Consider the following 25774-nt stretch of genomic DNA (forward strand, 5'->3'; position numbering starts at 1 on the left):
AACATAATCATTAAAAAATCTCACATGGGTATCTAAAATGATTCTTGTTCAAATGAAAAAGTGAATTCACTTAACTTACCGAAAAATACGGTAAGCAAACAAAGTGACACGTATTTTCATTGAATATATCTAACCGTTAACACCCATTGAAATTGATTTAGATTTACTGTTTATTTGATAAGATTACTGCTTCATTGTATAAGGTACCTATTCCTTCCAATGTAATGAATTAATGATTGCATATTATTCATATGTTTGTAAAGCAGATTTATACCCTTTTTTTCTTAATTCATAAAAAGAGAAATTAATTGGGCTCGACATGGACATGAACATCAAATACTCCATGATCTTTCATCATCACTTTTTCTACATGTGTCGCTATATCATGTGCTTCTTTAATATCCAAGGTAGAATTGACAAGGATGACAACATCAATCACTTCATTGTTCCCGTAATTTCTCCCTTTAATTGCTTTTATCCCCTTGACTCCATTGACATTTGTAATTACGTCCTTATATAGATGAATTTTATTTTCATCAAATCCGTCAGAAAGTTCATGCGAGGCTTGAATGAAAATCTCCCAGGCTGTTTTGCATATTAATAATCCAACAATGACTGCAGTAAGTGGATCCAACCAAGGCATGTTCAATTGGGAGCCGAAAATCCCTATAGCAGTTCCGATACTTACCCAAGCATCAGAAATATTATCTTTCGAAGCTGCCATAACGGCTTTACTGTTAATTTTCATAGCAAGCTTTTTATTATATCGGTATACAAAATACATGGCTATTGCTGATAAAACACCTACATACCCGGCAATAATGTCAGGTGATTCCTTACCCCCTTTAAGCATGGAAGCAACGGCATCTATCAATACTTGTACACCAACAGCAAACATGATGAATGAAGCTACCATCGATGCAATCGTTTCACTTTTCCAATGACCATAACCATGATCTTTATCGGGGGGTCTTTGAGCTAGCCTTAAACCGATCAGTACGGCAATGGACGCGATAATATCAGTCGTGTTGTTCAAACCATCCGCTTTCAAGGCCGCTGAGTCGCTTATGTATCCTATAACCAGTTTCATTATTGATAGACAAATATACGCAATTATACTAATGATTGCACCACGTTCGCCTAATTTGAGGTCATTATATTTTTCTTCTTCCATTCAACTTCCCCCCACAATTAAGTACCTGAATATCATATCAACTTAAAAATGGGTGGGTCTATAGCAACCTTTTTGTATCGCTTTATATATGTAAGATATAGATAACTATGTTGCATATGGCAAACTATCTGAAAAGAATGATATTGATGAATCCTCGACCAAATCCCCGTATGTCATCCCCGCAAAATAACCAACTTCAAATGAGATTTATATCGTTTTTTCGGCAGTAAAACGAAATAATGTTCCGCTTTCATTTGATTGCAAAAAATAAATTTCTAATTAATTTTCATTTTATATCTTCAATAAAGAAAAATTCACCTTTTTAATGTTCATTGATGTGCATTAAAAAAGCTGCACCAGCGCAGCCCTAAGTATAAATAATATTATATGTCGGTTTAATCACACCGTTTGGATATTGTTTCATTTCAACTAAATCTAATTTTAGACTTGGTTTAACGCTGCCGAAAAGAGGAATGCCTTCACCGATTATGACTGGATTCACTTTCAGCACCAATTGATCAATGAGTTTATGTTTTAATAACGTTCCAGCCAGTTCTCCGCCCCCGCAAAGCCATAGCTTTCCACGGCTACATGATATACCAATTCTGCCACTTAGTCACCCCTCCAAAAGTGATTACGCATTTTACACGATGAACGAGTGTCCTATAACTCAGATAGCCATATCCATTATCCTCTTGATATGGTCTTCATTTATTTCGACACCCACTTGCGTACATAGGTATTTATTTAGTCTAAGGAATTCTGGGATCATACATCTCAATGTTTTTATCATTTCATTTGAATCGCGGCCACAATCCCAACTTTCCAATAGGGTTAATTGCTTTCCAGCTAATTTACTTCTATTGCCCTCGATCTTTGTCCATACTCCATAGGGCACATCTACATGTTTTTCCATTTCCATATACCACCCAGACACAATCAGCCACCGTATCCTATCAAGATTGGATAGTGCATATAACATTTCTCTTCTCATAACGGCCCTATAGGTTTCATGGACAAAAGCAAGCAGCTTTCCTCTCCAATGTTCAACTTCATCAGGTGAAGGTTTATACACTAGCTTAGCTGATTCCTTAACAACATGACTCATAATATTAAAAGGATCATAGAGAACATCAACCTCTTTTAACCAAATGGAAGGTACAATTTCCTCAGGTGCATGATACCAGCTATCCACTTTCACAAAGATATTATAATGAGTGACGACATAAGGTGAAGAGGGATTGCAGTCTTCGTGAAAGGACACATCTCCCCAATTGTTGGCTCTATTCCTTTTTCCCTTTAAAAAATCTCCTTTCCGTTCAGGTATGACAATAGTGTGCAAATCTATATCAGAGTAGTTATCATGGTTTCCTTTTGCTAATGAACCGGCTAAGTAAATAGCCAAAACATCAGGATCTGCCGATAAATCTTTTAATGCATTTTCCAAAAGAATATCGCGTTGTTTCGGTAAAATTGCATCTCTTTCTATATGTTTGCTAACAAATCCCGCACACAAAACCATCTCCTTTTTTTGTAAAAGCGTCAAAGTAATATATATTCGTGAATCAGAATGAAATCCCTTCCGTAGAATTCCATGTCAGTGACATATACAGCTTCTTACCTCCTCGTTTTCTTTACTGAGTACCTCTTTACCGAGCATCTATCCTCATTCTCGCCTATGTGGTATTATTTTGAATATTGAGTTAAAAGGAGGCATCATTTCATGTTTTTTGCAAATACTCCCGAACCGCCCTATTACGCTTGTATTTTCACTTCGCAAAGAAGCGATACGGATGCCGCAAGCTATAATTCAACCGCTGAATTCATGGATGAACTTGCCGCCCAACAAGACGGCTATTTAGGAGTCGAAAGCGTAAGAGATCAAAACGGTTTAGGAATTACCGTATCCTATTGGAAGTCATTGGATGCCATTAGGCTTTGGAAGGAAAATGCGGCTCACAAAAAGGCACAAGAAAAAGGGATGAAAGATTGGTACTCGTCATACACTACCCGAATTTGTAAGGTTGAAAGAGATTATACGAGCAAATAATGACTTCAGTTAAAAAAACGTTCTAACCGCAAGCGTCTTTTGGTATCTGCCAGTTACTCTCCAGTAGTAAGAGTAAATATCTTCAATCTAATAATTGTTTCATAAAACAGTAAAAACCTATAATGGAAACTAGTCTTAAACAATGGTTTGGGATGAACAGCCTAAAGTGCAAAATAACTCTAGTTGATTGGAATGGAAGGTACGAGACTCCTGCGGGAAAAGGGAGGCTCCCGGACCGCCCGCGGAAAGCGAGTGCCTGGAATGGAAATCAACGTTCAAATTTACAAACCCCCAAAAAGTAAAAGTGGTTTTTTTATGGGTGAAATTCATAAATTTTAGTTCTAGCTTTCCATTGAGTTTGTCTTCAACATGAAACCGCTAAAATCCCCTTATAATTGGAAATTATTACCTCAGGAAAGTAAAAGAGCTTCGGAATAATTAAAAGGAAATGCCGGTAAAATCTTCTTTTATGAGTGAGTACATATATAAATCATCGAATTTGCCACAGGTATATTCATAATGCCTTAGCAATCCTTCTCTTCTAAAGCCTTGCTTTTCCACTAGTTTTTGGGATGGGAGATTATCCGGTTCAATCAAGGCTTCAATCCTTTCCAGGTGAAAGTGATGATAACCATACATAACAACTGCTTCCAACGCTTCACTCGCAATGCCTTTTCCCCATTGATCTTTAGTTAATTCATATCCAATTTCAGCTCGATGATGTTTGGTGACCATATTCAGAAAACCACAACTTCCTATAACCTTACCGGAATTCTTTAATGTAATTCCCCATCTGATTCCCGAGCATTCTTCGAATATAGATTCGTACCACTTAATTTCATCCCATACGTCATTTACGGTTTGACATGGATCTAATCCCATTGGCTTCACTACATCCGTATCAGATAGATATTTAAACATATCATTCGCGTCTTCTATTGTTACTTCCCTTAAAATCAATCGTTCTGTTTCAATAAGCGGAAATACCTTCTTCATCATTCCCTCCTCGAAATCTCTTTTCCATATTTAACTATTTTAATCATTACCTAATTAAAGCAGATAATCAATGCATTATTGCTTAAAAATTAATGTTAATAACTAAAAGGCGTCCCTACTTCGTAGAAACGCCTTTTTCCCATTTATTTAATTCCTTCATTAAAAGAATTTTTTTTCCTTTACTGCTGAAATGATTAAAAACATGGGCCTTCGATTTTCATCTTTCATTTCAGGAACACTTTTTAACATTTCACTGAAACCAGCACAAATTAAGTCATTCATATATGTTGATATCGTACCATGATACTTGACTACGTTTTCGGTTAAGAAGGTCGTTTCCCTCACACCTTCGGAATGATAGTTGTCAACTGGCCAATGCAGATGATTTCCGTGATCATCTACATACCAAGCTTGTTCGTTGCGGGAAGTAAAGATTGGATGTTCAACCGAGAAAACAAAAGTTTTGTTAAGTCAAAAAGGGATAATTTTTTTCTTATTATTATCACAAAATAACTTAAGCACCCATAGTGTTTAAAATTCATTAGGAGGTGAAAAAAAAAACAGCCATTAATATTGTTGTCTTTTATTTTGACAACAATAAATAGGCAGCCCTGTTTTGTTGTCCATCATTGTCCATATAGGACCCTTCTCACCCTTTGTACATAGTCTGAAAGGGTAAACAAAAAAGGAGGATTTCTTGAATGTATAATTATAATTACGCTTATTACCCTAATAATGTGCATTATTATATAGATGGAGAACAAATACCTGGCCCGGGCGGTCGTCAATGGGACGGACACGGTGGTGGTCATGGCGGTGGTCATGGCGGTGGTCAGTGGGACGGACATGGCGGTGGACATGGCGGCGGTCAGTGGGACGGACACGGCGGTGGTCATGGCGGCGGTCAGTGGGACGGACACGGCGGTGGTCATGGCGGCGGTCAGTGGGAACACGGACAATGGAATCCACGCTGTAGGAGAGTATGGGTTCCCGGATTTGGTTGGACTTGGATTTGTAGGTGGTGAAAAAAAGACAGCTTATGGCTGTCTCTTTTTTTGCTTTTTCTTCGTTTTGTCCAATAACTCCAATTACCAGTATGCTTGTTTTCCTACCACCCCATCTGAAGTTCAAATTACTGCAAACAAAACCCTTCATATTGAAATTGATCTCTTTTGATAATTACCTGATTTCAACAAGATAAATTGCACATATCAGGACTTATCTCCTAAATCATTTTAAAAGAATAAGACTTTTTTACTCATCCTTAATAAGTTATCGAGAAGATAAGCAAACTATACCATATTGCAGCTGTACGGAATCTACCTAGGCTTAGTTCGCAACAAATTAATCCAGGTAGTAAAAAGGATAAATGTATATCGATTAATCAAAATGTAATGGGGTGAATGTTTTATGAGAATGAAAAAAGCATTAATAGGTCTCTCACTCTTATGTATGATTGTTCCTGGTATTGCCAAATCGGCTGATTCCGTTGCTGAACATAATCGAAGTCATATCGTGGCAAATTGGAAATTCACAAAACAACATGTAAAAAGCGGTTCAATCGATAAAGGTAATTTAATTATAGAAGATACAAGCAAACATGGAAATGATTTAGAGTTAGTGACGATAGGGGATCCTGCCTCGCCTGAATTAAAAAATATGATTCAATGGTCCGAAGAAGATTATCATAATCAAGAAGAAGTGGATAGCTTGAAGTTCGCTAATTACGAAAACGCCCCTTCAGGAAGATATTTTAAAACCAAAAAGAGTTCCCCTATCAATTCGGAGATATTCGATAAGGGGTTTACCATTGAAGCAGTGTTCAAGTTGCCAAGTGATTCCAAGAATGTCATGGGGCTTTTTTCTAGACAAGGGCAGGCAGCAGATCTTAATAAAATGGAAGGCGAGAAGAAAATCCTTTCTGCTTTAACTGTATCAAGTGATCAAAAAATCCACTGGACAAGCCATCCATCTAATTTAAATTATAATGTAAGTAATTGGTCTCGATCATTAAATGCTGAGGAATGGTACCATTTGGCGGTTGTTAATGATGGTAACACGACGACTCTGACTTTGAATGGCGTCAGTGATTACGGAAAATCGGAAAAAGTAATCGGTATTGCAGCAGTTATAGGGAAAGGCTGGAACATTGGAGCATCTGAGTGGGGAAATAAGTTTAATGCACTATTCAAAGGGAATATCCAGCAAATACGAATTGCTAATAAGGCTTTAACTGAAAAAGAATGGCTTGTACAGGATGCCCGTGACGATGAACCATTTGAAGGATCAAACAAAGCTTTACCCTTTCTAACGAATAAAAAGAATTATAATTTTCTTTTTGTCCCGGATACCCAGAAATATTCAAGCCAAAATCCAGAGATTTTCAATAGCCAAATGAACTGGATTTCAAATAACACCAAGAAGAACAATATCATCATGAATACATTTGTCGGGGACATAGTCGATAGTGATTCAGAAAAACAATGGCTGAATTCCCTCGGAGCCATTTCCCATTTGGATAAAAAGGAAGTTCCATATATGATGGCGGCTGGGAATCATGACTATGCGGACGGCGATCCTTTTTTAACGCATTATGGGCCTAAGCGTTTTTTAAATAAAAAATACTATAAGGGCTCGTCACACTCTCAGTATAGTTCATATGCAATCGCCAAGGCTGGGAGTTATGAATATCTGATTTTAATAGTGGATATGAAAAATCTGAATAAGGACTTGGAGTGGTCAAAAAATGTTCTAAATCAGCATAAAGATAAACCGACAATCCTCGTCTCGCATGATATCATATTCCCGAAGGTTAAGGATGATAAGACCATTGCCGTCGAATCGTCTAATGGCCGGCTGATTTGGGATGAACTGGTAAAGAACCATAATCAAGTATTCATGACGGTTAATGGACATTATTATGGGATAGCACATCGGGTAAAACAAAACTCAGCAGGAAATGATGTCATTCAAATGCTGGTCAATTACCAAACAAATTATCGAGGAGGTAATGGCTGGCTAAGACTTGTAGAATTTGATGAAAAGAAAAATGTATTGCTATTCCGGACCTATTCCCCATTTGTCGACGAAATGTCTAAAAAAGAAAAATCCTATATCGATTATAAATTTTTAACAGATGAAAATAATTACTTTAAAATGGCTTGGGACTTTAAAAAAAGATTTAGTTTTAGGTAAATGAAATTCAATTCCCCAGGTGTAACTGATCGATCTAAAGTAACCTGGGTGAATTCCTTTAATGGGTGCCCTCCTATGTTTAGAGTCGTTCAAATAGGATAAGGTTGATTTCTTCCAGTTAGTTTAAACAACTTTCATGCTGCTTTTTTCATCACCGATTTATACTTTCCGAACCCATTAACGACAAGAACCCCTAATATAGCAATTGCGCCGCCAATGACTGAAAGAGTACTAGGCACCTCATGAAGCCAAAGCCAAGCGACAAAAATGGCAATTACAGGCTCAATGTATAACAGACTGGAGACGGAACTGGCTTTTCCTAATGATAATGCAACTGCCCAAGTTACGTAACCGATGGCCGCTGGGAAAACACCAACAAAAACCGCAGATAAATGACCTTCCACCGTTGCATGTTGAATTTCTTGAAATAGCCCAGGAAAAAATATAAAAAAGGGTATTGTACCGATCCATGTGAAATACGCTGTCAATTCAATCGGATTATAACGGCTGAACAGTGGTTTCTGGAAAACAAAAAACACTGCAGAAGCAATAGCCGACATCAGCACTAAAAAGGCTCCTTCAGAAATATTCAGGGAAGGGCCTGCAGTACCTAAAGTTATTAAGGTAATTCCTGTGAACCCTATTCCTAAACCAATCCATCCGAATAGGCCGAGGCGTTCTTTTAATACGAAAGCAGCAATGATCGCGATGAAGACAGGTGCTGAACCAATCAGCATTCCAGCCGTTCCCGCCGAAACAGTTTGTTCCCCGAATGTCACCCCAATATGGTAGATACTAATTCCAATAAATGCAAGGATTGATATCCTCAACAAATCCGCTTTTTTCGGGAGTCGAAATTTCACCCCAGGCCATAGAGCATAAAGGACAAAAATCCCTGATGCTATAAGATAACGAACAAGTACCAAATGACCAGCTGAATACCCGCCATGCAAGCTTGCACGAATAGCAGCGAAAGTAGATCCCCAGATAATAACTGTAATTGATGCCAATATAAATGCCTTCGTATTCAAATCCTATTCCTCCCATACCCATTCACTATAAACTGAAGGTATCATGGATACGGGAGAACTTCAATAAATTTTCTATCTCACTGTGAAGTGGAACAGTAAAATACGAATAAGTGTACATTCCGAGATGTATTATCGGCTACGAAAATCTATTCAGTATGGGAATAGATAGGAAATCTTCATGTAAAGATTGATCAGGTTAGAAAAGCATGCTAAACAAAAAAGTTCTATCTAAAAGTTAAAACGAAGTTGATGGGAGCGGATGTGCGAGACTCCTGCGGGAAAAGCGCGTCTACGGGAGAACCCGCAGGCGTATGCCGAGGAGGCTCCCGGACCGCCCGCGGAAAGCAAGTGCCTGTAGTGGAAACCCACGTTCAATTTGTCAAGCCTCTAATAAAAGGTGAAGATCGATAAACTGTTTCTGTCTTTATGATTTTTTTAAAGTAACCTCATTGGATTGAAGAAATTTGCGACACTCCTGCCGAATGACTTGGTAGCCGGGACACCGCATCCGCATCCGGCAAGGATGCTTGGCAGACAGTCAGCGGAAATTGAATTTAAAGCAAAGTTGATGGGAACGGAAGGTGCGAGACTCCTGCGGGAAAAGCGCGTCTACGGGAGACCCCGCAGGCATATGCCGAGGAGGCTCCCGGACCGCCCGCGGAAAGCGAGTGCCTGTAGTGGAAACCAACAATTTAGATAATTCACTAGATTACTGCACAAAAAAACACTCATTTAAAATCATGAGTGCCCTTTTACTCTTGAGATACAATTATCTGCTTCTGTAAAAATAGCTCTACTGTTCATCCTTCAAAAAAAAAGAAAATGACTAAGTTGTCAGTCCATTAATGCTTTGCAATATAAAGAAGTGAAATCACTACTACTAATATGTTTTTGTTAAGGTTAGTCCATTATAAACATAATCCCACATTGAATCATCATTAGGACCATCGCTTGGTACTTGCACTGTACAAATGCCCTTGATTCCCCAGTCGATTTCATTAACATCTTTCAAGCCCGCTATTGGATCAAGGAAGAGGATATTAAATTTTCCCGATACCATTTCAGACAAGACGGATTGCAATTCCACTGCTTCGCGAACAGAAACGGCCCCCCATCTAACAAATAAGACGGATTTGCTATTTGAAATTATTTCAATAGACTTATTTATTCGGTAATTAAGTTTTTCTTTGTAAGCAGGGTAAAGATGAACCCAATCTTGATTAGGTATAATTGGGAAATCATGGACTGAAATAATATTATAATAGGTATCTTGGATAAAATGCGCGTTTTACTGCTTACCGCCTTCATCAGAAAAAACCGCATCTCCATCATCAAGATAAGAGGCGATGCCATCTACCTGCTTCATATTGTTTAAGTCCATAAATCCGACAAATCTGTCCTTCAATAATCTGCTTACATCCGGGAGTGAATTAGATACAACCCAATCAAGTGGAAATGAAAACCGCCTCAAATTATGCCGCCTTAAATTAAGGGAAGGTCCACACCAACTGCCTAGGCTAATGATTACATCATAAGATCCTTTTATTTCTTGTAATTTCAATTCAGTCATCCTCTCTACTAATTTCCCTCTTTCATCAAATCTTTTGGTAGTTAACTATTTTTTTAGTACTTTTCACTTTTTCCGGAATTATATAGCCAATCCAGCCATAACTTCTTTCAGTTCTTCAGCCATTATTTCGAAGGTTGCTTTATCAGGAAATGTACCTATTGCCTGTACCTCATTTAATATCTTATGAAGCTCCTATAAATCTGTATAGTACTTAATAGATTACTAACAGCCCTTTTTATGTTTCTGAAAAATAAAATAAGCCCTACTTGGATAAAGTGGGCCTGTTGGGAGCTGAAGGAAATATGGGGAATGCAAACAAAATTAATGGAGAAGAATGCCTAACCTAAATACTGTCACCTTTTTCCTGTCATCAATACGGATGGGTTCACCAGGAATGTTTTCTTTTCTAAATTCTCAATCGCTTGATTAATATCATCCACTTCAAAGGCAAGATGGCTAGGCCCTCTTGCTTCACGATAACTTGGACGATTGGGGCTATAAGGAAAAAGAACAATTCCAAGATATTCCCCTCCGACCATTAGATCCAATTTATAGGACTTCCTTTCTGCCCGATATGTTTCATCCTCGATATCACATCCTAAAATATTTACATAGTACTCCCTTATCCCTTATAGAGATACCTTCCCTTCTACATACTGGGATAAATTAAGATGTGCTAACGAGTTTTGCTATGACTCACTAAGGTATTCCAAATGAAAAAAGGGAACCACCGGGCTCCCTTTTTGTTATATTGAATTTAATGTTTTACAACTTTAGTAGTTGTCTTTGAACTAGTATTACCTGCCTTATCCTTTGCAGTTATTGAAAGTGTAGTTCCTTTTTTCTGTGCCTTTATCTTGACTGAGTAGCTTCCCTTAGAACTTACTTTAGCTGAACCGAGGGATTTACTTCCTACCTTCACAGTTACAGTTGAATTAGCTTCTGCTTTGCCAGTAACAACTTTGTCATTGTCATCTACTTTATTTACTGTTGGCTTGCTTGGTGCAATAACGTCTACAACAGTTACCGTTGTACCTGAACTCACATTCCCTGCTCTATCTTTAGCTGTACTTGTTAATTTAGTACCGGCTTTTTGAACTGCAATTTTAACTGAGAATGTTCCTTTAGATGTTGCCTTTGCAGAGCCTAATACTTTACTTCCATTTTTAACAGTTACAGTTGAATTAGCTTCTGCTTTGCCAGTAACGACTTTGTCATTGTTATCAACCTTATAAACAGTTGGCTTAGATGGTTTAACATCATCTACAAATGCAGTTGCGATAGCATACATGTCATCACTTGTATTATTATCAATGTCGTATTCATTATCTCGGTCGTAAACACCTACATAGTATGTGCCTTTTTTAACATCATAACCTCTATATTCAACGCCATCTTCATATTCGCTACCTAGATACTTTAAGTTACTATTTTCAACATAGTCTTTTTGTACTGCTGCAAATCCTAGATCAATAGCATATGAGGATGCTGTTCCTGCTACAAGCAACAATCCATCACTAGGAACGACCACTTTAGAAAAATCCACATCATACAAAGGAAGCAATCTTCCAATTGTTGATTTTATGTATGACGAGTTATCTGCTGTAGCAAAGTCGTTATTGTACTCAACCTCAAAAATATAGTCATCATCACTCATTTTACTATAACCCTTGCCTGACTTTGAATGTGAACCTTTTACTTCTTTTTCAAGTTGATTAAACGTTTTAGAATCCACTAAACCTTTTTTAAGTGGTTTTTCCACTTGACGTTCAATAGCTTTCCTGGCTAAACCGTTCTCGTTTCCTTCAGCCTTCACAGCACCTACAGACAATGATGAGGCAAATAGACCTACAGCAACCAATGACAAAATACCTTTATTACGCACGTTTCTTCCCCCTAAATTCGTTATTAAGAACTAATCAATACTTTTACAATACTAATACATAAGTACCAGATTTGCCATAAGTTTCTTTAGCTTTATTTTGACAATAACTGCAATTTATGCGAGGAAGTGGTAGGTGTTTGAAAAAATTCCCCTTGATTGTAAGAGCGTACTCATACTATTTTTTAGCTAATTGGAATTTGGTAAATGGCAACATATCCCCTAAATCATCAAGATAAGTATAAGGGCTGCGCTGTAGATTATAAAAACTTAATATAAAAAAGGGTAAACTAGTGACTGCACTCCCCCCTTTACGGATCAATCTTAAGAACTATCAGCCATAACATATTTAAGAATGACTAATTCCCTTCTTTATAGTAAAAAGACGGCTCTCAATTTGAGTGCCGCCCCCTTTTCTATAAAATACTGTCCCAACTCTAATATGCATTATTCTGCTTTGAATGTTTTCTTCACTTTGTCGCTTTCATTCATTCCAGGCCGTGTCACTGTTACATAAACAGAACCTGAACCCTTACCTAACTGCTTAACCGTAAGGGTTGCAGAGGAAGAAGTGGATGTTTTACTAGATAGATACTTCCCGGAGGATGAATAGAGTTTAACAACGTCGCTTTTTTTCAATCCTTTGACTATTACTGTATCTGACTTCCCCTTATTATTCTTAATCGTAATGTTAGAAGCGCTTGGCTTAGGTGTCTTCGGTTCTGCTTTAAACGATACCTTTACTCTAGAACTCTCGAGCATTCCACTTCGGGTGTTCGACACATAGATAAAACCGGCATTCTTTCCTAATTGTTTGATGCTAAAAGTTGTAGAGGTACCTGATACTGGTTTAGATGTAGCAAATAGCTTTCCTTTCGAATCGAACAACTTCACTACATCGCCTTTAGCCAGGGCACTCACTTTCACGCTATCCGATTTGCCTACATAATTTGTTATTTGTACCGACTTACTGCTAATAGACGGCGTTGGAACTTTTACAGCCAGTTGGTATTTATGATTGCGAGTGTTTGTATAATCATTCACCGATATATAGTACCGCCCTGCAGGAAGGGAATACCTCTTCGATTCTATTCCATTTGCAAACTGGTCATACTTCGTATTAAAGGATCCCACTTCATCACCGTTTGAATTATAGAGGCTCATATACCAACTAACAGATGGCTTCCTTCCCATCTCTAGAGATACACTTGATGGTTTTGATAGAAAAAACGTAAAATAATCAGCGTCATTGTAACTTTGGAGATGCCCATAATAGTTTTTGCCCAATCCAATACTGTTTGCCTGCTGGGCGTTGTCATTGAATTCTTTTTCATAGGCAGTTGACTTTGCAAACTTCACGCTAAAGGCATAGGGCTGGTGAGTTGAACTGGAATAGTCTTCAATATGGATTAAGTACTCTCCTTTAGGTAGCCCGACCGTCCGTTCCGTCGGTTTTGTGACGTTCGAAGAATATTCTGTCGTCAGCTCACTAAGCACTTCACCCTCTAAATTTAAAATACTCGCATTCCATCCGATGCCAGCTTTTTGACTCATATTGAGAGTGACAGCTCCACTTTCAGGAAGGGTGAATCTATAATAATCCTCATCACTATAATTTTGTATCTCACCCACGTAAGGTGTATTTAATTTAATTTTATTTGCTGCACTTGAACTATTGTTGAATTCGTATTCCACATTTGCATTTTCTTCAAAATTAACAGCAAAATAATAGGTTTTGTTAATAGAATTAGTATAATCTTCAATATGTATGTAATATGTACCAGCTGGCAATCCTACTTTCCTTGCCGTCACACCCATGGCTTTATTGCTGTAATCGGTAGTTCCGCCTGTAAACTCATTTCCACTACCATCCAGGATTTCAAAATCCCATGCATATCCCGGATAGTTATTCATGTTAAAGGTGACTTGACCCGGTTTTGTCAGCGTGAATTTCCAATAATCTTCGTAATCTCCATCTCCATTAAGGATTGCATGATTAACATCATTTACATTAATGGGCTTTGCTGATTGCATGGAATCCTGTCCAACGTTTGCTGAAACCTTCAAGGCTCCGCTAACCAAGATGAGACATAGTACCCCCAAAAAAGCACTTGCTGCCATTAAATATTTTTTCATTGTTAAATTCCTCCTATGACATTTTTACTAGAATATTATTCTACCATGTTTCACAAATAATCTTCCTAATTTTTTATTCTTTTGGAATTTTTTTATCTAGATGTCAGTCGTTCTTAAGCTGTTAATTCCTCAATGTAAAGAACAGTTGAGACAAAAAGAAGAAATTTCACTAATTGATATTCTTATTTATATATTTGTGATTATAAACAAATAAAAAAAACCACATATTGTGGTCTCTCTATACCTTATTTAAACAAATGTACCTGTTATTTAAGATGTCACTAAGCTAAATTTTGCTTACGGAATCCATATCTATATAAACCTAGAAAGAAAGGATACATTATGGATAGCGTGAAAGCTGTAACGAAAATTATTCCACCTAATCCAAGTTCTGGATCATTAAGTACATCCAACATTATGTAGGCAAGCCCCTCAATTACAGTTATTATAAATACGAATTTCCAGAATAACTTTGACAACAACTGCTTCTTATATACATAACCGAATAATCCAATTGTGGAGATAACGCTAATAACCGTATCCGTAATTTCTACCACCGGACCATGAACCGTTTCTACAAGCATTGAAGCTATCTCTATAGCTAAAATTAGCCAAAAGTAAATTTTCCAGAGCATTATTTACACTTCCCTACTCATTAAAATGATTCTCTCAATTTTTCCATTTCTAGTATATCAAACCAACCTAGTAAAATGGGCTTATTTTTAAAAGAATCCTTTTGAAGCGCATCCAATACAAAATACGCTCATTACTCCCAAAATACCTAGAATTAATTGGGGGTTTATATTTGCAACAAAAAAAGCCCTCAAAAGAGGACCTCGAAAAAACCTACTCTTATGTAAAGCTCCCGGAAATTGCTTCATTGAGCAGATCTTGTTGGACGAGCTTTATAAACTTATTTCGCTGTTCTTCAATCACCACGAGCAACTCTTCCCCCGTCTTATATTTGTGGTCTTAACTCATTTTGTATAGAACTAAAGTACCGTTAGTCAAAGGTTTTCTGAAAGGTCTTACTTATCTATTTCAATATTATTCTGATTAGAGATAACCATTTTCTGCGTAAAAATTGAATTTTACACAGAAATCAAACTTTATAAAGGAATTAACCAATGTCCAATACTAGACAACATCAAGTACACGAGCAGAAATTGGAACAGCTGATTAACTCTATGCCTTTCTACATCGTTGAATATGTTGACAATAAATTGGATATTCGATCTTCTTCCCCCCTCTTGAATTACGTTCTTGATTATAAATTATTCTTGGAGTGGCTGATAGCCGAAGGCATTGCGGAGCAGGAACATTGGAGTTAGTATAGTTTCATGGACACATTTTAGTTAAGTCCTTACAATGATTTTTGAGAGGATGTGTCCGTCTTGGAACGTAAGAATACAGGTAAAAAATATAATAATGAATTCAAGAAGACTATTGTAGATCTTTATCACTCGGATAATTCAGTAAGAGAATTAAGTGGCGAATATGGTGTATCAGACGTAACTATATAACCATTAACATCACTAAACCAGTCCATCATTAGAATCACTTGCAATCACCCCATCCCCTTCAAGCATGGTTTTCCCTTGAGACTAATTGTCCCTGGATGGTATGCAATGGGATCTGTAAAATGGATTAAAAAAATTACTGTGATTGACAAGGAATTTAAAGGACCTTTTCAAGCTGTTGATTATGTTTACTATCTAAACAAAGAAAACGATAATGGAAAATTCCCTGTCACTACTATAAATGTTAACTCAACCATACAATATCCATTAAATATGCAAGTATTGCATACAGGAGTTTATGATATTAATGGGATTGCATGGACCGGTAAAGGGCATATTGCTAATGTAGATATTAGTATTGATGGAGGTCAAACTTGGCATAAATGTAAACTAACTTCTTCATCCGAAAAATATTCATGGGTTCGTTGGAATTATAAATGGGAGGCACTTAAAAAAGGCGAATACACCATAATATCAAAAGCAACTGATTCTAGGGTAATGTACAACCGCTAGAGCCGATGTAGAACAGAAAGGGCTATGGATACAACGCATTAGATATTATAAAAGTTAAAGTCTAGTAGTTTCCTTTTTATTTACACTAATAAAAAAGGTCGATTCAAAAGTAAAAAAACACTTTAGAAACGACCCCCATTATTCTTAAAGTAAACTCTCATGGATAACTCCGTGCGGCATTCAGCATAAAGGAGCCAGGGAAAACCCTAACTCCTTTAGTTCAAACCTCACTCATTCTGTCTCAGCAAGGAGATTCTTATTCGTCACGATCTTGGTGATTATTTTCGCCGTGTTCGTTGTAAGAATAATCCCTAACTGAAGGCAGGCCAGAGATATAGCCAACACCGCCAGTTTCTTGAATGCCAATCGCCTGTTTCATCGCATCAGCCAGCTTCGTCTTGTCCACTGCAGTAATTTGTTTGCCTGCAATATCTTCTCCAGGATGCTGGAAGTTACTTAAGACATAACGAGAATTATTGGCATTGTCCACTGCTCTTAATCCTGTTGCTTCAGCTCCAGCAGGTACGGAAAGAATTCGGGACAATTTCTTTGTATTTACATCATATGCCCACACAAAGTTGTTCGTATGCATGCCGCTGTCTTCGCCGATAAATAATGTGTTTAAATCATTTGAAAAGCTTAGGTTATCTGGATTTGCAACTTTATCCTGAGCAGCCGTATTGCCAAATGCATCTGCCGTTTGTAAATCTTCACCGACAATTAGAGCTTTCATGCTAGAAGGTACAAATTCACTGTTAATGTATCCGCCATTTTGATCTGCTTTAAATCTATTTAAATCAATCTGCCAGGTAGCTCCTGAATTAATGGCAGGGAGCTGAATATCATCCTTGATGCCCGGTTCTTTTTGCATGCTGCCATTTTGATATGACATGGCTACATATGCTTTTTTATCCTTCTTGTTGACAGCGAACCCTTCCATTTTATTAAATTCGGATGTTGCTCCCAGCAGTGCTCCATATCTGCGGGATTCAAGGAAAGCTGCCGCTTTTTCCATGCCCGGTTTTACTTTAACATATTCAACATTTTTATTTGCCTGCGTTTTGATAGCTGTAAATCCGTCAGTCGGCTGAGTCGCAGTTTCAAAAATATCACTAAACTTGGTACCTTTATCAATAATCGCTTTTACTTTATTATCAGTTGCATGGCCAAGCTTGATCCAGTCTAAATTCCCCGCTCCGCCATTTTCAGAGCTTGTCTGTTTAAATTTTGCTGCATAAAGTGTTCCCGAAGATAGAACCTTTGCTTTGTCAGCTACATACATAAACATCATAGTATTTCCACCGTCATCACCGAATAATGCGGTTTTGTTGTCAGGTAGCATTTGCATTACTTCATGCGAGAATCTACCGGTGCTATAATGCTTAACCACTGATGGTTTGCCTTTAGTATCAATAGAAATTTCAGGAATCCATCCATAAAAGTAAGGGTTAGCTTTTGTTTTGTCACCGAAGTAATAATTAGCAAAATTCGTTACAGCTTTGTTTGCAGATGAATTAGGATCTTCAAATGTGCGTGCGTCCGGTTCATATTCTTCAGAGCCAAGGTGTGTACCCCATTCTGTTGTCGATCCGTTACATGGAGTCCAAAGGCCATTAACGTTTGAAAAATCAATTTTTTTCGCATTATTAACCGTTAGTTCACCAGTTTTCTTATTTTGATTCACTTCAGTAAGTGTCATGGATGCCGGCAATCCAGAAATAGATTTTCCAGCATTATCGATAGAGTCATACTCATAGTGAGAAACAATATACGTTTTCCCGGAAATGGTGATCATACTGTTGGAATCAGGTGCATCGGAAACAAAATAGGACGGTTTGTCGGGAACACTATTATCAACAATTGGATTGCCCTTCGCATCAATTGGAGTTCCAGCTGGAATCATTTCTCCTTTATTGTTTACGATCTTATCCTTGGATAAAAAGAGTGATTTGTAATTTAAAGGAGTTTCCTTTACTTGTCCATCTTGATATGTAATTTTTACAGTAGCTTCACTATAGGTTTTAATCATGTTTTCAATAGTGCTAGGTGCTTTCATGGAACTGAATTCTACACTTTTAATTTTATTATTTTCCTGATGGCTCAGGTAGTGTTTCGATTTAGGCTGTTGATTTCTAGATTCATGGTTATCGTGTGCAAAAGCTGAAACAGCAGAAGATGCCAGTATGGCCATAGATAGTCCAATGGAGACTGTTTTTTTCATAGTAGATACGACCCCCTAATTTTTATTACATTTATATTAAACCATTAGACTATTAAGAGAATATTAAAGAACTGTTTTAAAAGTTTTAATATTATAATTTATAAGTCTGTCTTGTTAAAGTTCATTGTTGATTTTGTTAATAAGATAATGGGCAGAATATAAAAAAGTTTTTTAGGACTTACCAGTAACAGTTTGACGGTCTAAACTCCTTAACAATTTTCATTAGCTTTATGTTTTCGGCAACGTGAACAAATATCGGGAGAGCTTTAAAACCATAAATGACAGTAAGGTAAATAGCATTATTTTCTTCAGAAATATGTCCCCTTTTATACTGGTATCAAAGATTATAGTTCCCTGATATATTATGGACGTATTCAGAAAATGCGGAAGTGGATCAACTTGTGAATGAAAAGAAATTAGCAAACAAATGAAGATGACAGACAATCTATGTCATATCTGAAACGGCCTATGAAGAAGCGGCCGGATTACTGAAACCATCTGAATCCCAACGCCCAAAACGATTTGAGTATTATCATTCTAGTCAAGATATCGCTTTATTTCAGAAATTCCATTCAAGCAAGGTGCCTAGAGCACGTGTTATAAGGAATAAGGACAATGAATGGGGTTTTTACTTAGCTAATATTCAAAAATGGTTACCATTTGAAAAAGGGATAAGGAAATATCAATTTAAGCGGGTCTATCCTATCCATCAATTCACTTTGGAGTATGGATACCCCCCTTTCAGTGCTGGAAATGTTGAAGTTGATCGAAGCCTAATCCTTTATTAAATTTTTGGAACGGAGAAATATCCCTATAAAATAAGAAGGAAACAAAAAAAGCCGAAAAGGTTTCACATGAACTGTTGTTCATTCCATCCGGAATAAATTCCGTTGTTCCGATAGCAGTTTCATTTCATCTAGGATGATGTATTTATCGGATTGTGGGGTAAACTCCAATTCAAATCCTTTTTCATTCCAGCATTCGATCCAAATGCGATTAAATGTATCAAGTTGTATCTGATTTTCTTCATTTATTTGATGTACATAGTATCCTCCTAAAACACAAAAAAACCTGCAGCTAAAAACGACAGGTTCAAACAACATCTGATATATTCCATTTATTTTAGCCTTCGACTTGTTTTGTCTTTGATGGGCAAAAAGGATTTTTCCACTCCATCAGTGTTCCGTAATTATGTGATTCTTCATCTTCCAAATAGTTTGCCACTACTTGAACAGGGGTACGACCACAGCGGAGCAGGAAGGTGATGACTGGATCTTTCAGTTCGCCTTTTACGACAGCTTCAAGGTATTGTTCCGGCGTCAGATCATTCACTTTTTTATGATATCCAGGCATTATTCCTCCTCCCAGTAAGCGTTCCAATCCTTTATGAACAACAACGTCATACATCGAGAACATCAGCCATTTTCCTAAACCAAATTTTCGATAGGAGGGACTTACGCAAATATCCACGACATAGAGCGTATTGCCATTTGGATTATGGTTTCGAATATACCCATTGTCCGTAATTTCCTCCCATGTATGTTCCGGATGCTTGGAATCAAAATCAACCAACAATCCAGTCATCGAACCTGCAATTTCACCATCGATTTCGATGCATAATGCTCCTTCGGGGAACATGGTAACATAATTATGCAATTGCTCCGTATTCCACCACAATTCAGACGGGAATGGTGGTGGAAAGCTTTCCTGTTGAACGCGAATTAAGCCGGGAAAGTCTTTTTCTTCATAATTTCGAATCACGGCAGGGACAGATTGATCATGGTTGAAGACAAAAAGCTCTTTTCGATACAAAAAGAAGACCCTCCAATAATAGTTAGTTTAGTAAAATTATATAATATAAATAGTAAAAAGGGTAGAGAACTTACATTAAGGTTACCTCCTTACTCTTTAACATAATGTTAATTTAGTTGAAAGACTGACATAAGTAAAAAACCAGAGATAAAAATCCCTGGCTCAACATACTAAGGACGTTTTATTTGGTCTTTTGTAATAGTTTCAAATATGTCAGTATTTAATAAACCCTTTGGAATAGAGATTCGGAAGGCAATTTTATAAACCATTGTTTTCACTTAACTAATGCTGTAATCATTTTTAGATAAGAAAAAGAGTGTGCCTTAAAAGATTATTCTGTATTTATCTATCTCCATTTAATTGCCATTATAGTATAATACTTTTAAGAAAATATTGTAAAGAGGACTCCATATGAATGAACTTTACCTAAAAATATTAATTCTACTTCTAAATGTCCTAATGCTTATTGTATTAATTGCCATTCCATCTTTTTTTCTCGTTAAAAAAAGAAAAAGGGATATGTCTGCAGCAAACAGTAATAAAGTTGTTAATAAAGAGATGAATAAACGAGAAGTGTCTATGTCAAAAGAAAGCTTATTAGATAATTCAAATTTATCAATTCATAAAGTAGACCCTTCTATAGTAACAACAGGTAAATTAATAGAATCTACTGATAGATTAAAGAAATATTCAACTGATTTATTACGTCTAGCCAAATCGAATACACCGTATTTAACCACAGGCAAAGAAGTATTTGAGGTAGTTTTTATCCAAGAACTTACTCTTTCTTACCGAACGATGCATTTCATTTAATCCGTATCGAAAATGCTGTTTCGCAATTTTCCAAAATGCAGGGTATGACAACACTTCAAGCAAATCGCAAATCGGTTTTTTTATATCCTTCCCTTTTAAATGCTAATACTGCGTTTGGACCAACAAATTTCCCCATTTATCATTCTTGTTAAATGTACACCACTGAAAGGAAAATGAGGATTTGGAAGGGATATATCAAGTTGTTCACTAAATGAGATTTTGATTCTCTCAGCTTATAATATTCGCCCCTAAAAGGAACTATTTTCATTTTTGGATCCAAGCCAGCCATCTTGGTTTATCCTATCGCTAAACAAACCGGCACAATTAATAAAATATTTGGTATGAAATATCCCTTGGTTTGTAACAATTTCAATTTCATTACCTTTTTCGTTTATGTCTAAAACTTTTGTGTTAAACTTCAACTCTCCACCTTTACTGATAATATCGTTTGCTAAAGATTCTGTTACTTTTTTATAGTTGACAATGCCTGCCATAGGAACTTTAATGGCTGATATACCATTAACATTTGGCTCTATCTTTCACATTTCGGCCTGATTTAAGACTTCCATATTAAGCCCGTTCTTTAACCCGCGTTTATATAGATTATCTAGACCAGCTAATTCTTTTTCATCGGTAGCCACAATCAATTTCCCGCAAATATCATAAGCTATATCGTGTTGTTCACAGTATTCTACTAATTTTTTTCCGCATTCTTTTGCAAAGCGTGCTTTTAAGCTTCCAGGTTTATAGTAAATCCCCGAGTGTATAACACCACTATTTCTCCCGGTTTGGTGGCTGCCAAAAATCCTTCTTTTTCAATTAACAACAATTTTGCCTTATGATCCTTTTTTAAAAGGGCTTACCCGGTGGACAACCCCACAATCCCTTCCCCTACAATAATATAGTCATAATTCATTTTAGTTCCTCCCTTCTGGTACCTGTAAGACAAGTTTCAAGTGAAATGTTTACAGACTTAAGGAAATGTATTTTTCTTCAAGATAGTCTCTTATGCCCTGGTGCCCACCCTCACGGCCGTAACCACTATGATTCACGCCGCCAAAAGGAGCCTGTGCCACTCCCGGGATGGCATCATTTAAGCCAATTACTCCAAAGTTCAACGACTCTGTTACCCTGATAGCTCTATCAATATTAGTAGTATATAAGTAGGCAGCCAATCCATAAACTGTATCATTGGCTTCAAAAACTACTTCATCATCTCTGGTAAAACTTGTTAATGGTGCCACAGGGCCAAAAGTCTCTTCGGTCATTATTTTCATATCTTTGGTTACATTGTCTAAAACGGTTGGCTGATAGAAATACCCGTTTTCATTGTATGGTTTCCCGCCATACAATAAAACTGCTCCTTTTTCCTGAGCATCGGCCACATGCTCTTCGACCTTTTTCAATCCTTCTTCGTTAACTAGAGGTCCGATTTGAACGGAACTGTCAAGACTATTGCCGACCTTTAGGCTCTTTACCTTTTCTACGAAGATTTTTATAAATTTATCCTTAACCGTCTCATGGACATAGATTCTGTTTGCACAGACGCAGGTCTGTCCGGCATTTCGGAATTTACTTGCAAGTGCACCTACTGCGGCCTTCTCAAGGTCTGCATCTTCAAAGATAATAAAAGGTGCATGTCCTCCAAGTTCCAAAGATAACTTCTTCAATTGCGGCGCAGATTTTTCGACGAGCGTTTTCCCAACCTCCGTTGAACCAGTGAAAGAAATCTTCTTAATAATCGGGTTTTCAAAAATTTCATCTGAAATTTCCTTGGTTGCACCGGCAACTATATTAACTACTCCTTTTGGGATTCCAGCTTTTTCTACTAATTTAGCAAAAGCTAAAGCAGAAAGCGGGGACTGGCTTGCTGGCTTTACCACACCAGTACAGCCAGCTGCGAGTGCAGGGCCCAGTTTTCTTGTCATCATTGCCAGCGGAAAGTTCCAAGGTGTAATGGCCGCTATAACACCTACTGGCTGTTTTATCACAAACAATCTTTTATTCGTTGCAGATGCTGGTATTGTTTCTCCATAGATCCGGCGGCCTTCTTCGGCATACCAGGATAAGAAGCTAGATGCATATTTCACTTCTCCAACAGCCTCTGTGTAGGCTTTCCCCATTTCGATGCTCATAATGGATGCCAATTCTTCAACATGTTCCAACATTAAGTCACGAAGCTTAAGCAAATAGTCAGCTCTATCATAGGCTGTTAGCTTTGCCCACTGGGGAAAAGCCTTGTTGGCTGCCTCTATTGCTTGCTGTGCTTCTTTTTGACCTGCCCTTGGAATCTCCGCTACGGTTTCACCGGTGGATGGATTAATAAGTGAAAATGTTGAATTTGAAGCTGCAGTCACCCATTCTCCATTTATGAATAGTTTAATATTTTCTAAATCTATCAAAGTAAATTCTCTTACTTTTTCAACCATCCTCAAATTCCTCCTGAAATATGTGGTTTTTTATAATTTTATTCCTACGTTAATTTTGAATGTCTTCGGTTTCCCCTGTGAACTCATGCGTTTTTAGTAGTTAGATCAAATAGTCCTAACTTTAACACTGCCTATTGATTTTCTATAAAGATCTATAACGTCTTCATATGTTGTTGTTCTGGGATTGACGGTAATATTTCCACTTAATAAAGCGTCTTTTGCCATTCTGTCTAATGAACCTTCATCTATGTTATACTGTGAAAAGTCGCTCGGGATATTGATATCTTCAGATAGTTTTTTTACTGCATGAATTGCTGAATTTGCCCGCTCCATTAATGTAAGGCCATCCAGGTTTTCTCCCATATCTTCTGCGATATCACTAAACAACTCGGGTACTGCAAGTGAATTAAATTCCATAATATGTGGTATTAGAATTGAATTTGCTACTCCGTGCGGAACCCCGTAGATGGCACTCACTGGATGACTTAATGCATGACAATTTCCTAACCTAGTATTATTAAATGCAAGGCCTGCCAGAAGACTGCCCATTAGCATATTCTCTCTTGCCTTTATGTTGTCTCCGCTATAAACTGCCTGACGAAGATTCGCGCTAATTTTTCTTATCGCCTCTCTTGCAAGCGCTTTCGAAATTGGCGTTGCCATTTTCGATGTGTATGATTCCAGTGCGTGCACAAGAGCATCCAAACCTGTCGCAGCTGTTATATGTGGAGGCAGTGATTTTGTAACTAAGGGGTCTACTAATGCCCATTTAGGTGCCAAACGGATTCCGCCAATTGTAAACTTATACTGGCGTACCTCATCAGTAATCACTGTGAATGTTGTAACCTCGCTGGCTGTGCCGGCAGTTGTCGGGATTGCTATCAGCGGTAATATATCATTAGAAAAAGTATCGATCCCTTCATATCCCACAATGGACCCTTCATTTGTGGCTAACAGACAAACTGCTTTCGCTACATCTATCGAGCTTCCTCCCCCCATTGCCACAACAACATCTGCTCTGATTTCTACTAATAACTCCAGTGCATCTTCACAGTTTCGTACAGTTGGGTTTGGTTTGGTTCCATCAAAAATGGCATAATTAATATTGCCCAGCTGCCTTGTAAGCAGCTCAATCAAACCAGTTTTTACAATCCCTGAATCAGTTATTATAAGTATATTTTTAAAACTTTCCTGATCGATGATATCCCTAAGTTGAGTTGCCGCCTCCAAGCCATATGTTATCTGGGTGGGATTTTTAAAAAAGCCAAACTTGTTCATTCAAATCCTCCTAACCTTTATGTCTTTCATTGGTACCAACTTGAAATTAATAATTTCATTGCCTAAACAGATGTAGCTAATAACTGATTTAGATGATTATTTATTTGATTCATATAATCTGTACCTTCAGCCCCAAATAAAGCATAGTGTCCACAGATACTATGAATAACCCGAAGTTCACTATTCGGTATCATTTTTTGCTCCTCTTCGCAATCCTTAGGTGGAAAGAACATATCTTCATCGATTGGCATTACATAGACCTTAGCTTTGATTCTATTGAATGCCTCTTTCAGATTCCCGGAGGTGATTCTGCTCACATTATTTTGCTGCCATTTCCATCCCATACAAAGAAGGGAGTTTGGATCTTTTACTTTATAATTCGTCTCAAGAAAGTCTGATAAAAATTTGTCTAAAGAGTCTACACCAAATAGCCTCCAAGCTTCCTGCTTGTAAAATTCAGTACTACACCCCATTACCCCCCATATCTTCGCATGTCTTTTTAGTCCATTTACGACTTCCGTGCATGATCGATAATTCCCGTTATTCCAGTTCGGATCAGATGTTATTGCTTCCATTAGCGTGTCTGTAAAAAGAATGTTATGAGGGGTATTCTTTGCGGTACCTGCAATTGGTGCAGCACGCTTAACCATATCAGGATATCGTACAGCCCAATCATATGTTTGCTGTGCTCCCATTGAAGCACCTACAACAAGAGCTAGTTGCTTAATATCAAAATGTTCGGTAAGAAACTTATGTTGAGCACGAACATCATCACTAATTCGAACTTCTGGAAAATTACCCATGTCTAAAGGAGCTGGGGTGTTATGAGGAGAACTTGAAAGCCCGTTTCCTATTTGGTTTACAATAATAATAAAATAATGATCCGGATTAAGTGCATTTTCATTCCCTATATAGGTCTCCATTATTTTGTTGGTTCCGGAATACCACGTAAGAACGAGAATCGCATTATCTTTTGCCTCATTAAGTTTCCCAAACGTAACATAAGCAAGTTTACAGTCCGGGATAATGCAACCGTCCTCTAATTCAAAATCTCCTAAATTATAGATTTCATACGGTCCATGATTCTCTTGAGTATAAAAATTGTTATCAATCAAAAAAATTACCTTCTCTCAAATTTTATTGATTAAAACTCT

The 25774-nt window shown here is 37.3% G+C and carries 22 protein-coding genes and 4 pseudogenes; 8 read left to right on the top strand and 18 right to left on the bottom strand.

What is annotated here, in order from left to right:
* Nucleotides 1-304: 304 nt before the first annotated feature.
* From ACFVS1_RS12020 to ACFVS1_RS12030, 3 genes and pseudogenes are all read right to left on the bottom strand, one after another.
* Nucleotides 305-1174, bottom strand: coding sequence for a cation diffusion facilitator family transporter (locus ACFVS1_RS12020; protein WP_387547602.1), 870 nt, complete (start codon nucleotides 1172-1174; stop codon nucleotides 305-307).
* A gap of 367 nt (nucleotides 1175-1541) precedes the next feature.
* A pseudogene (locus ACFVS1_RS12025) lies at nucleotides 1542-1757 on the bottom strand (dihydrofolate reductase family protein); the annotation flags it as partial.
* A gap of 87 nt (nucleotides 1758-1844) precedes the next feature.
* Nucleotides 1845-2690 (bottom strand): nucleotidyltransferase domain-containing protein, encoded by an 846-nt coding sequence (locus ACFVS1_RS12030; protein WP_387547605.1) that lies wholly within the window; start codon nucleotides 2688-2690, stop codon nucleotides 1845-1847.
* 207 nt (nucleotides 2691-2897) lie between these two features.
* Here ACFVS1_RS12030 and ACFVS1_RS12035 point away from each other — a divergent pair, with 207 nt between their 5' ends.
* Nucleotides 2898-3224, top strand: coding sequence for an antibiotic biosynthesis monooxygenase family protein (locus tag ACFVS1_RS12035; RefSeq protein WP_387547608.1), 327 nt, complete (start codon nucleotides 2898-2900; stop codon nucleotides 3222-3224).
* A gap of 438 nt (nucleotides 3225-3662) precedes the next feature.
* On the opposite strand, the gene ACFVS1_RS12040 is transcribed toward ACFVS1_RS12035, so the two are convergent.
* The gene (locus tag ACFVS1_RS12040) at nucleotides 3663-4220 is read right to left on the bottom strand and encodes a GNAT family N-acetyltransferase (protein ID WP_387547611.1); all 558 of its coding nucleotides are present in this window, start codon (nucleotides 4218-4220) and stop codon (nucleotides 3663-3665) included.
* 159 nt (nucleotides 4221-4379) lie between these two features.
* Nucleotides 4380-4682 (bottom strand): annotated as a pseudogene (locus tag ACFVS1_RS12045) (class I SAM-dependent methyltransferase); the annotation flags it as partial.
* A 291-nt stretch (nucleotides 4683-4973) separates the two neighbouring features.
* Here ACFVS1_RS12045 and ACFVS1_RS12050 point away from each other — a divergent pair.
* Together ACFVS1_RS12050 and ACFVS1_RS12055 are read left to right on the top strand one after the other, a co-directional pair.
* Nucleotides 4974-5396 (top strand): hypothetical protein, encoded by a 423-nt coding sequence (locus ACFVS1_RS12050; RefSeq protein ID WP_387547614.1) that lies wholly within the window; start codon nucleotides 4974-4976, stop codon nucleotides 5394-5396.
* 234 nt (nucleotides 5397-5630) lie between these two features.
* Entirely contained in the window at nucleotides 5631-7415 is a 1785-nt protein-coding gene (locus ACFVS1_RS12055; protein ID WP_387547617.1) for a laminin G domain-containing metallophosphoesterase family protein, read from the top strand.
* 134 nt (nucleotides 7416-7549) lie between these two features.
* Here the strand turns inward: ACFVS1_RS12055 and ACFVS1_RS12060 are convergent, their stop codons facing one another.
* The gene (locus ACFVS1_RS12060) at nucleotides 7550-8446 is read right to left on the bottom strand and encodes a DMT family transporter (protein WP_387547620.1); all 897 of its coding nucleotides are present in this window, start codon (nucleotides 8444-8446) and stop codon (nucleotides 7550-7552) included.
* A gap of 454 nt (nucleotides 8447-8900) precedes the next feature.
* On the opposite strand from ACFVS1_RS12060, the gene ACFVS1_RS12065 reads away from it, so the two are divergent.
* Nucleotides 8901-9146, top strand: coding sequence for a hypothetical protein (locus ACFVS1_RS12065; protein ID WP_387547623.1), 246 nt, complete (start codon nucleotides 8901-8903; stop codon nucleotides 9144-9146).
* Between the two features lie 180 nt (nucleotides 9147-9326).
* Here the strand turns inward: ACFVS1_RS12065 and ACFVS1_RS12070 are convergent, their stop codons facing one another.
* The 6 genes from ACFVS1_RS12070 to ACFVS1_RS12095 form a co-directional block, all read right to left on the bottom strand.
* The gene (locus tag ACFVS1_RS12070) at nucleotides 9327-9515 is read right to left on the bottom strand and encodes a hypothetical protein (RefSeq protein ID WP_387547626.1); all 189 of its coding nucleotides are present in this window, start codon (nucleotides 9513-9515) and stop codon (nucleotides 9327-9329) included.
* 219 nt (nucleotides 9516-9734) lie between these two features.
* Entirely contained in the window at nucleotides 9735-10007 is a 273-nt protein-coding gene (locus ACFVS1_RS12075; RefSeq protein WP_387547629.1) for a DUF1796 family putative cysteine peptidase, read from the bottom strand.
* Between the two features lie 362 nt (nucleotides 10008-10369).
* Nucleotides 10370-10642 (bottom strand): VOC family protein, encoded by a 273-nt coding sequence (locus tag ACFVS1_RS12080; protein WP_387549328.1) that lies wholly within the window; start codon nucleotides 10640-10642, stop codon nucleotides 10370-10372.
* A 131-nt stretch (nucleotides 10643-10773) separates the two neighbouring features.
* A complete protein-coding gene (locus ACFVS1_RS12085; protein WP_387547632.1) occupies nucleotides 10774-11901 on the bottom strand; it encodes an Ig-like domain-containing protein in 1128 nt (375 codons plus the stop codon).
* Nucleotides 11902-12345: 444 nt separating this feature from the next.
* On the bottom strand, nucleotides 12346-14034 hold the full coding sequence (locus tag ACFVS1_RS12090; protein ID WP_387547635.1) for a hypothetical protein: 1689 nt from the start codon (nucleotides 14032-14034) through the stop codon (nucleotides 12346-12348).
* A 281-nt stretch (nucleotides 14035-14315) separates the two neighbouring features.
* Complete coding sequence (locus tag ACFVS1_RS12095) at nucleotides 14316-14618, bottom strand: hypothetical protein (protein ID WP_387547638.1); 303 nt, start codon at nucleotides 14616-14618, stop codon at nucleotides 14316-14318.
* A 543-nt stretch (nucleotides 14619-15161) separates the two neighbouring features.
* Between ACFVS1_RS12095 and ACFVS1_RS12100 the strand changes: the two genes are divergently transcribed.
* From ACFVS1_RS12100 to ACFVS1_RS12110, 3 genes and pseudogenes are all read left to right on the top strand, one after another.
* A complete protein-coding gene (locus ACFVS1_RS12100) occupies nucleotides 15162-15365 on the top strand; it encodes a hypothetical protein (RefSeq protein ID WP_387547641.1) in 204 nt (67 codons plus the stop codon).
* Between the two features lie 63 nt (nucleotides 15366-15428).
* A pseudogene (locus ACFVS1_RS12105) lies at nucleotides 15429-15554 on the top strand (transposase); the annotation flags it as partial.
* A gap of 78 nt (nucleotides 15555-15632) precedes the next feature.
* On the top strand, nucleotides 15633-16067 hold the full coding sequence (locus ACFVS1_RS12110; protein WP_387547644.1) for a molybdopterin-dependent oxidoreductase: 435 nt from the start codon (nucleotides 15633-15635) through the stop codon (nucleotides 16065-16067).
* Between the two features lie 256 nt (nucleotides 16068-16323).
* Here ACFVS1_RS12110 and ACFVS1_RS12115 read toward each other — a convergent pair whose 3' ends face one another.
* Both ACFVS1_RS12115 and ACFVS1_RS12120 read right to left on the bottom strand, forming a co-directional pair.
* Nucleotides 16324-18288 carry a PhoX family protein gene (locus tag ACFVS1_RS12115; RefSeq protein WP_387547646.1) on the bottom strand — a complete coding sequence of 655 codons (1965 nt, stop codon included), beginning with the start codon at nucleotides 18286-18288 and terminating at the stop codon, nucleotides 16324-16326.
* 1122 nt (nucleotides 18289-19410) lie between these two features.
* Nucleotides 19411-20100: a GNAT family N-acetyltransferase gene (locus ACFVS1_RS12120; protein WP_387547648.1), complete on the bottom strand. Its 690-nt coding sequence runs from the start codon at nucleotides 20098-20100 to the stop codon at nucleotides 19411-19413.
* Between the two features lie 411 nt (nucleotides 20101-20511).
* Here ACFVS1_RS12120 and ACFVS1_RS12125 point away from each other — a divergent pair, with 411 nt between their 5' ends.
* The gene (locus ACFVS1_RS12125) at nucleotides 20512-20913 is read left to right on the top strand and encodes a hypothetical protein (protein ID WP_352921065.1); all 402 of its coding nucleotides are present in this window, start codon (nucleotides 20512-20514) and stop codon (nucleotides 20911-20913) included.
* Nucleotides 20914-21161: 248 nt separating this feature from the next.
* Here the strand turns inward: ACFVS1_RS12125 and ACFVS1_RS12130 are convergent.
* The 4 genes and pseudogenes from ACFVS1_RS12130 to ACFVS1_RS12145 all read right to left on the bottom strand — a co-directional run bounded on the left by ACFVS1_RS12130 (nucleotide 21162) and on the right by ACFVS1_RS12145 (nucleotide 25735).
* Nucleotides 21162-21719: pseudogene (locus ACFVS1_RS12130) on the bottom strand (FAD-dependent oxidoreductase).
* A gap of 159 nt (nucleotides 21720-21878) precedes the next feature.
* Nucleotides 21879-23342 (bottom strand): NAD-dependent succinate-semialdehyde dehydrogenase, encoded by a 1464-nt coding sequence (locus ACFVS1_RS12135; protein WP_387547651.1) that lies wholly within the window; start codon nucleotides 23340-23342, stop codon nucleotides 21879-21881.
* A 105-nt stretch (nucleotides 23343-23447) separates the two neighbouring features.
* Nucleotides 23448-24620: an iron-containing alcohol dehydrogenase gene (locus ACFVS1_RS12140; RefSeq protein ID WP_387547654.1), complete on the bottom strand. Its 1173-nt coding sequence runs from the start codon at nucleotides 24618-24620 to the stop codon at nucleotides 23448-23450.
* 62 nt (nucleotides 24621-24682) lie between these two features.
* A complete protein-coding gene (locus tag ACFVS1_RS12145; protein ID WP_387547656.1) occupies nucleotides 24683-25735 on the bottom strand; it encodes an alpha/beta fold hydrolase in 1053 nt (350 codons plus the stop codon).
* Nucleotides 25736-25774: the final 39 nt, after the last annotated feature.

Origin of the sequence: Peribacillus sp. NPDC058075, from assembly GCF_042885195.1 — a bacterium.
Classification (GTDB): domain Bacteria; phylum Bacillota; class Bacilli; order Bacillales; family DSM-1321; genus Peribacillus.

Bases quoted from the DNA above. Each gene is read 5' to 3' on its own strand.
- ACFVS1_RS12020 (WP_387547602.1), bottom strand. From the start codon at position 1,174: ATGGAAGAAGAAAAATATAATGACCTCAAATTAGGCGAACGTGGTGCA.
- ACFVS1_RS12035 (WP_387547608.1), top strand. From the start codon at position 2,898: ATGTTTTTTGCAAATACTCCCGAACCGCCCTATTACGCTTGTATTTTC.
- ACFVS1_RS12040 (WP_387547611.1), bottom strand. From the start codon at position 4,220: ATGAAGAAGGTATTTCCGCTTATTGAAACAGAACGATTGATTTTAAGG.
- ACFVS1_RS12050 (WP_387547614.1), top strand. From the start codon at position 4,974: ATGGAGAACAAATACCTGGCCCGGGCGGTCGTCAATGGGACGGACACG.
- ACFVS1_RS12055 (WP_387547617.1), top strand. From the start codon at position 5,631: ATGAGAATGAAAAAAGCATTAATAGGTCTCTCACTCTTATGTATGATT.
- ACFVS1_RS12090 (WP_387547635.1), bottom strand. From the start codon at position 14,034: ATGAAAAAATATTTAATGGCAGCAAGTGCTTTTTTGGGGGTACTATGT.
- ACFVS1_RS12095 (WP_387547638.1), bottom strand. From the start codon at position 14,618: ATGCTTGTAGAAACGGTTCATGGTCCGGTGGTAGAAATTACGGATACG.
- ACFVS1_RS12100 (WP_387547641.1), top strand. From the start codon at position 15,162: ATGTCCAATACTAGACAACATCAAGTACACGAGCAGAAATTGGAACAG.
- ACFVS1_RS12115 (WP_387547646.1), bottom strand. From the start codon at position 18,288: ATGAAAAAAACAGTCTCCATTGGACTATCTATGGCCATACTGGCATCT.
- ACFVS1_RS12125 (WP_352921065.1), top strand. From the start codon at position 20,512: ATGAATGAACTTTACCTAAAAATATTAATTCTACTTCTAAATGTCCTA.
- ACFVS1_RS12135 (WP_387547651.1), bottom strand. From the start codon at position 23,342: ATGGTTGAAAAAGTAAGAGAATTTACTTTGATAGATTTAGAAAATATT.
- ACFVS1_RS12140 (WP_387547654.1), bottom strand. From the start codon at position 24,620: ATGAACAAGTTTGGCTTTTTTAAAAATCCCACCCAGATAACATATGGC.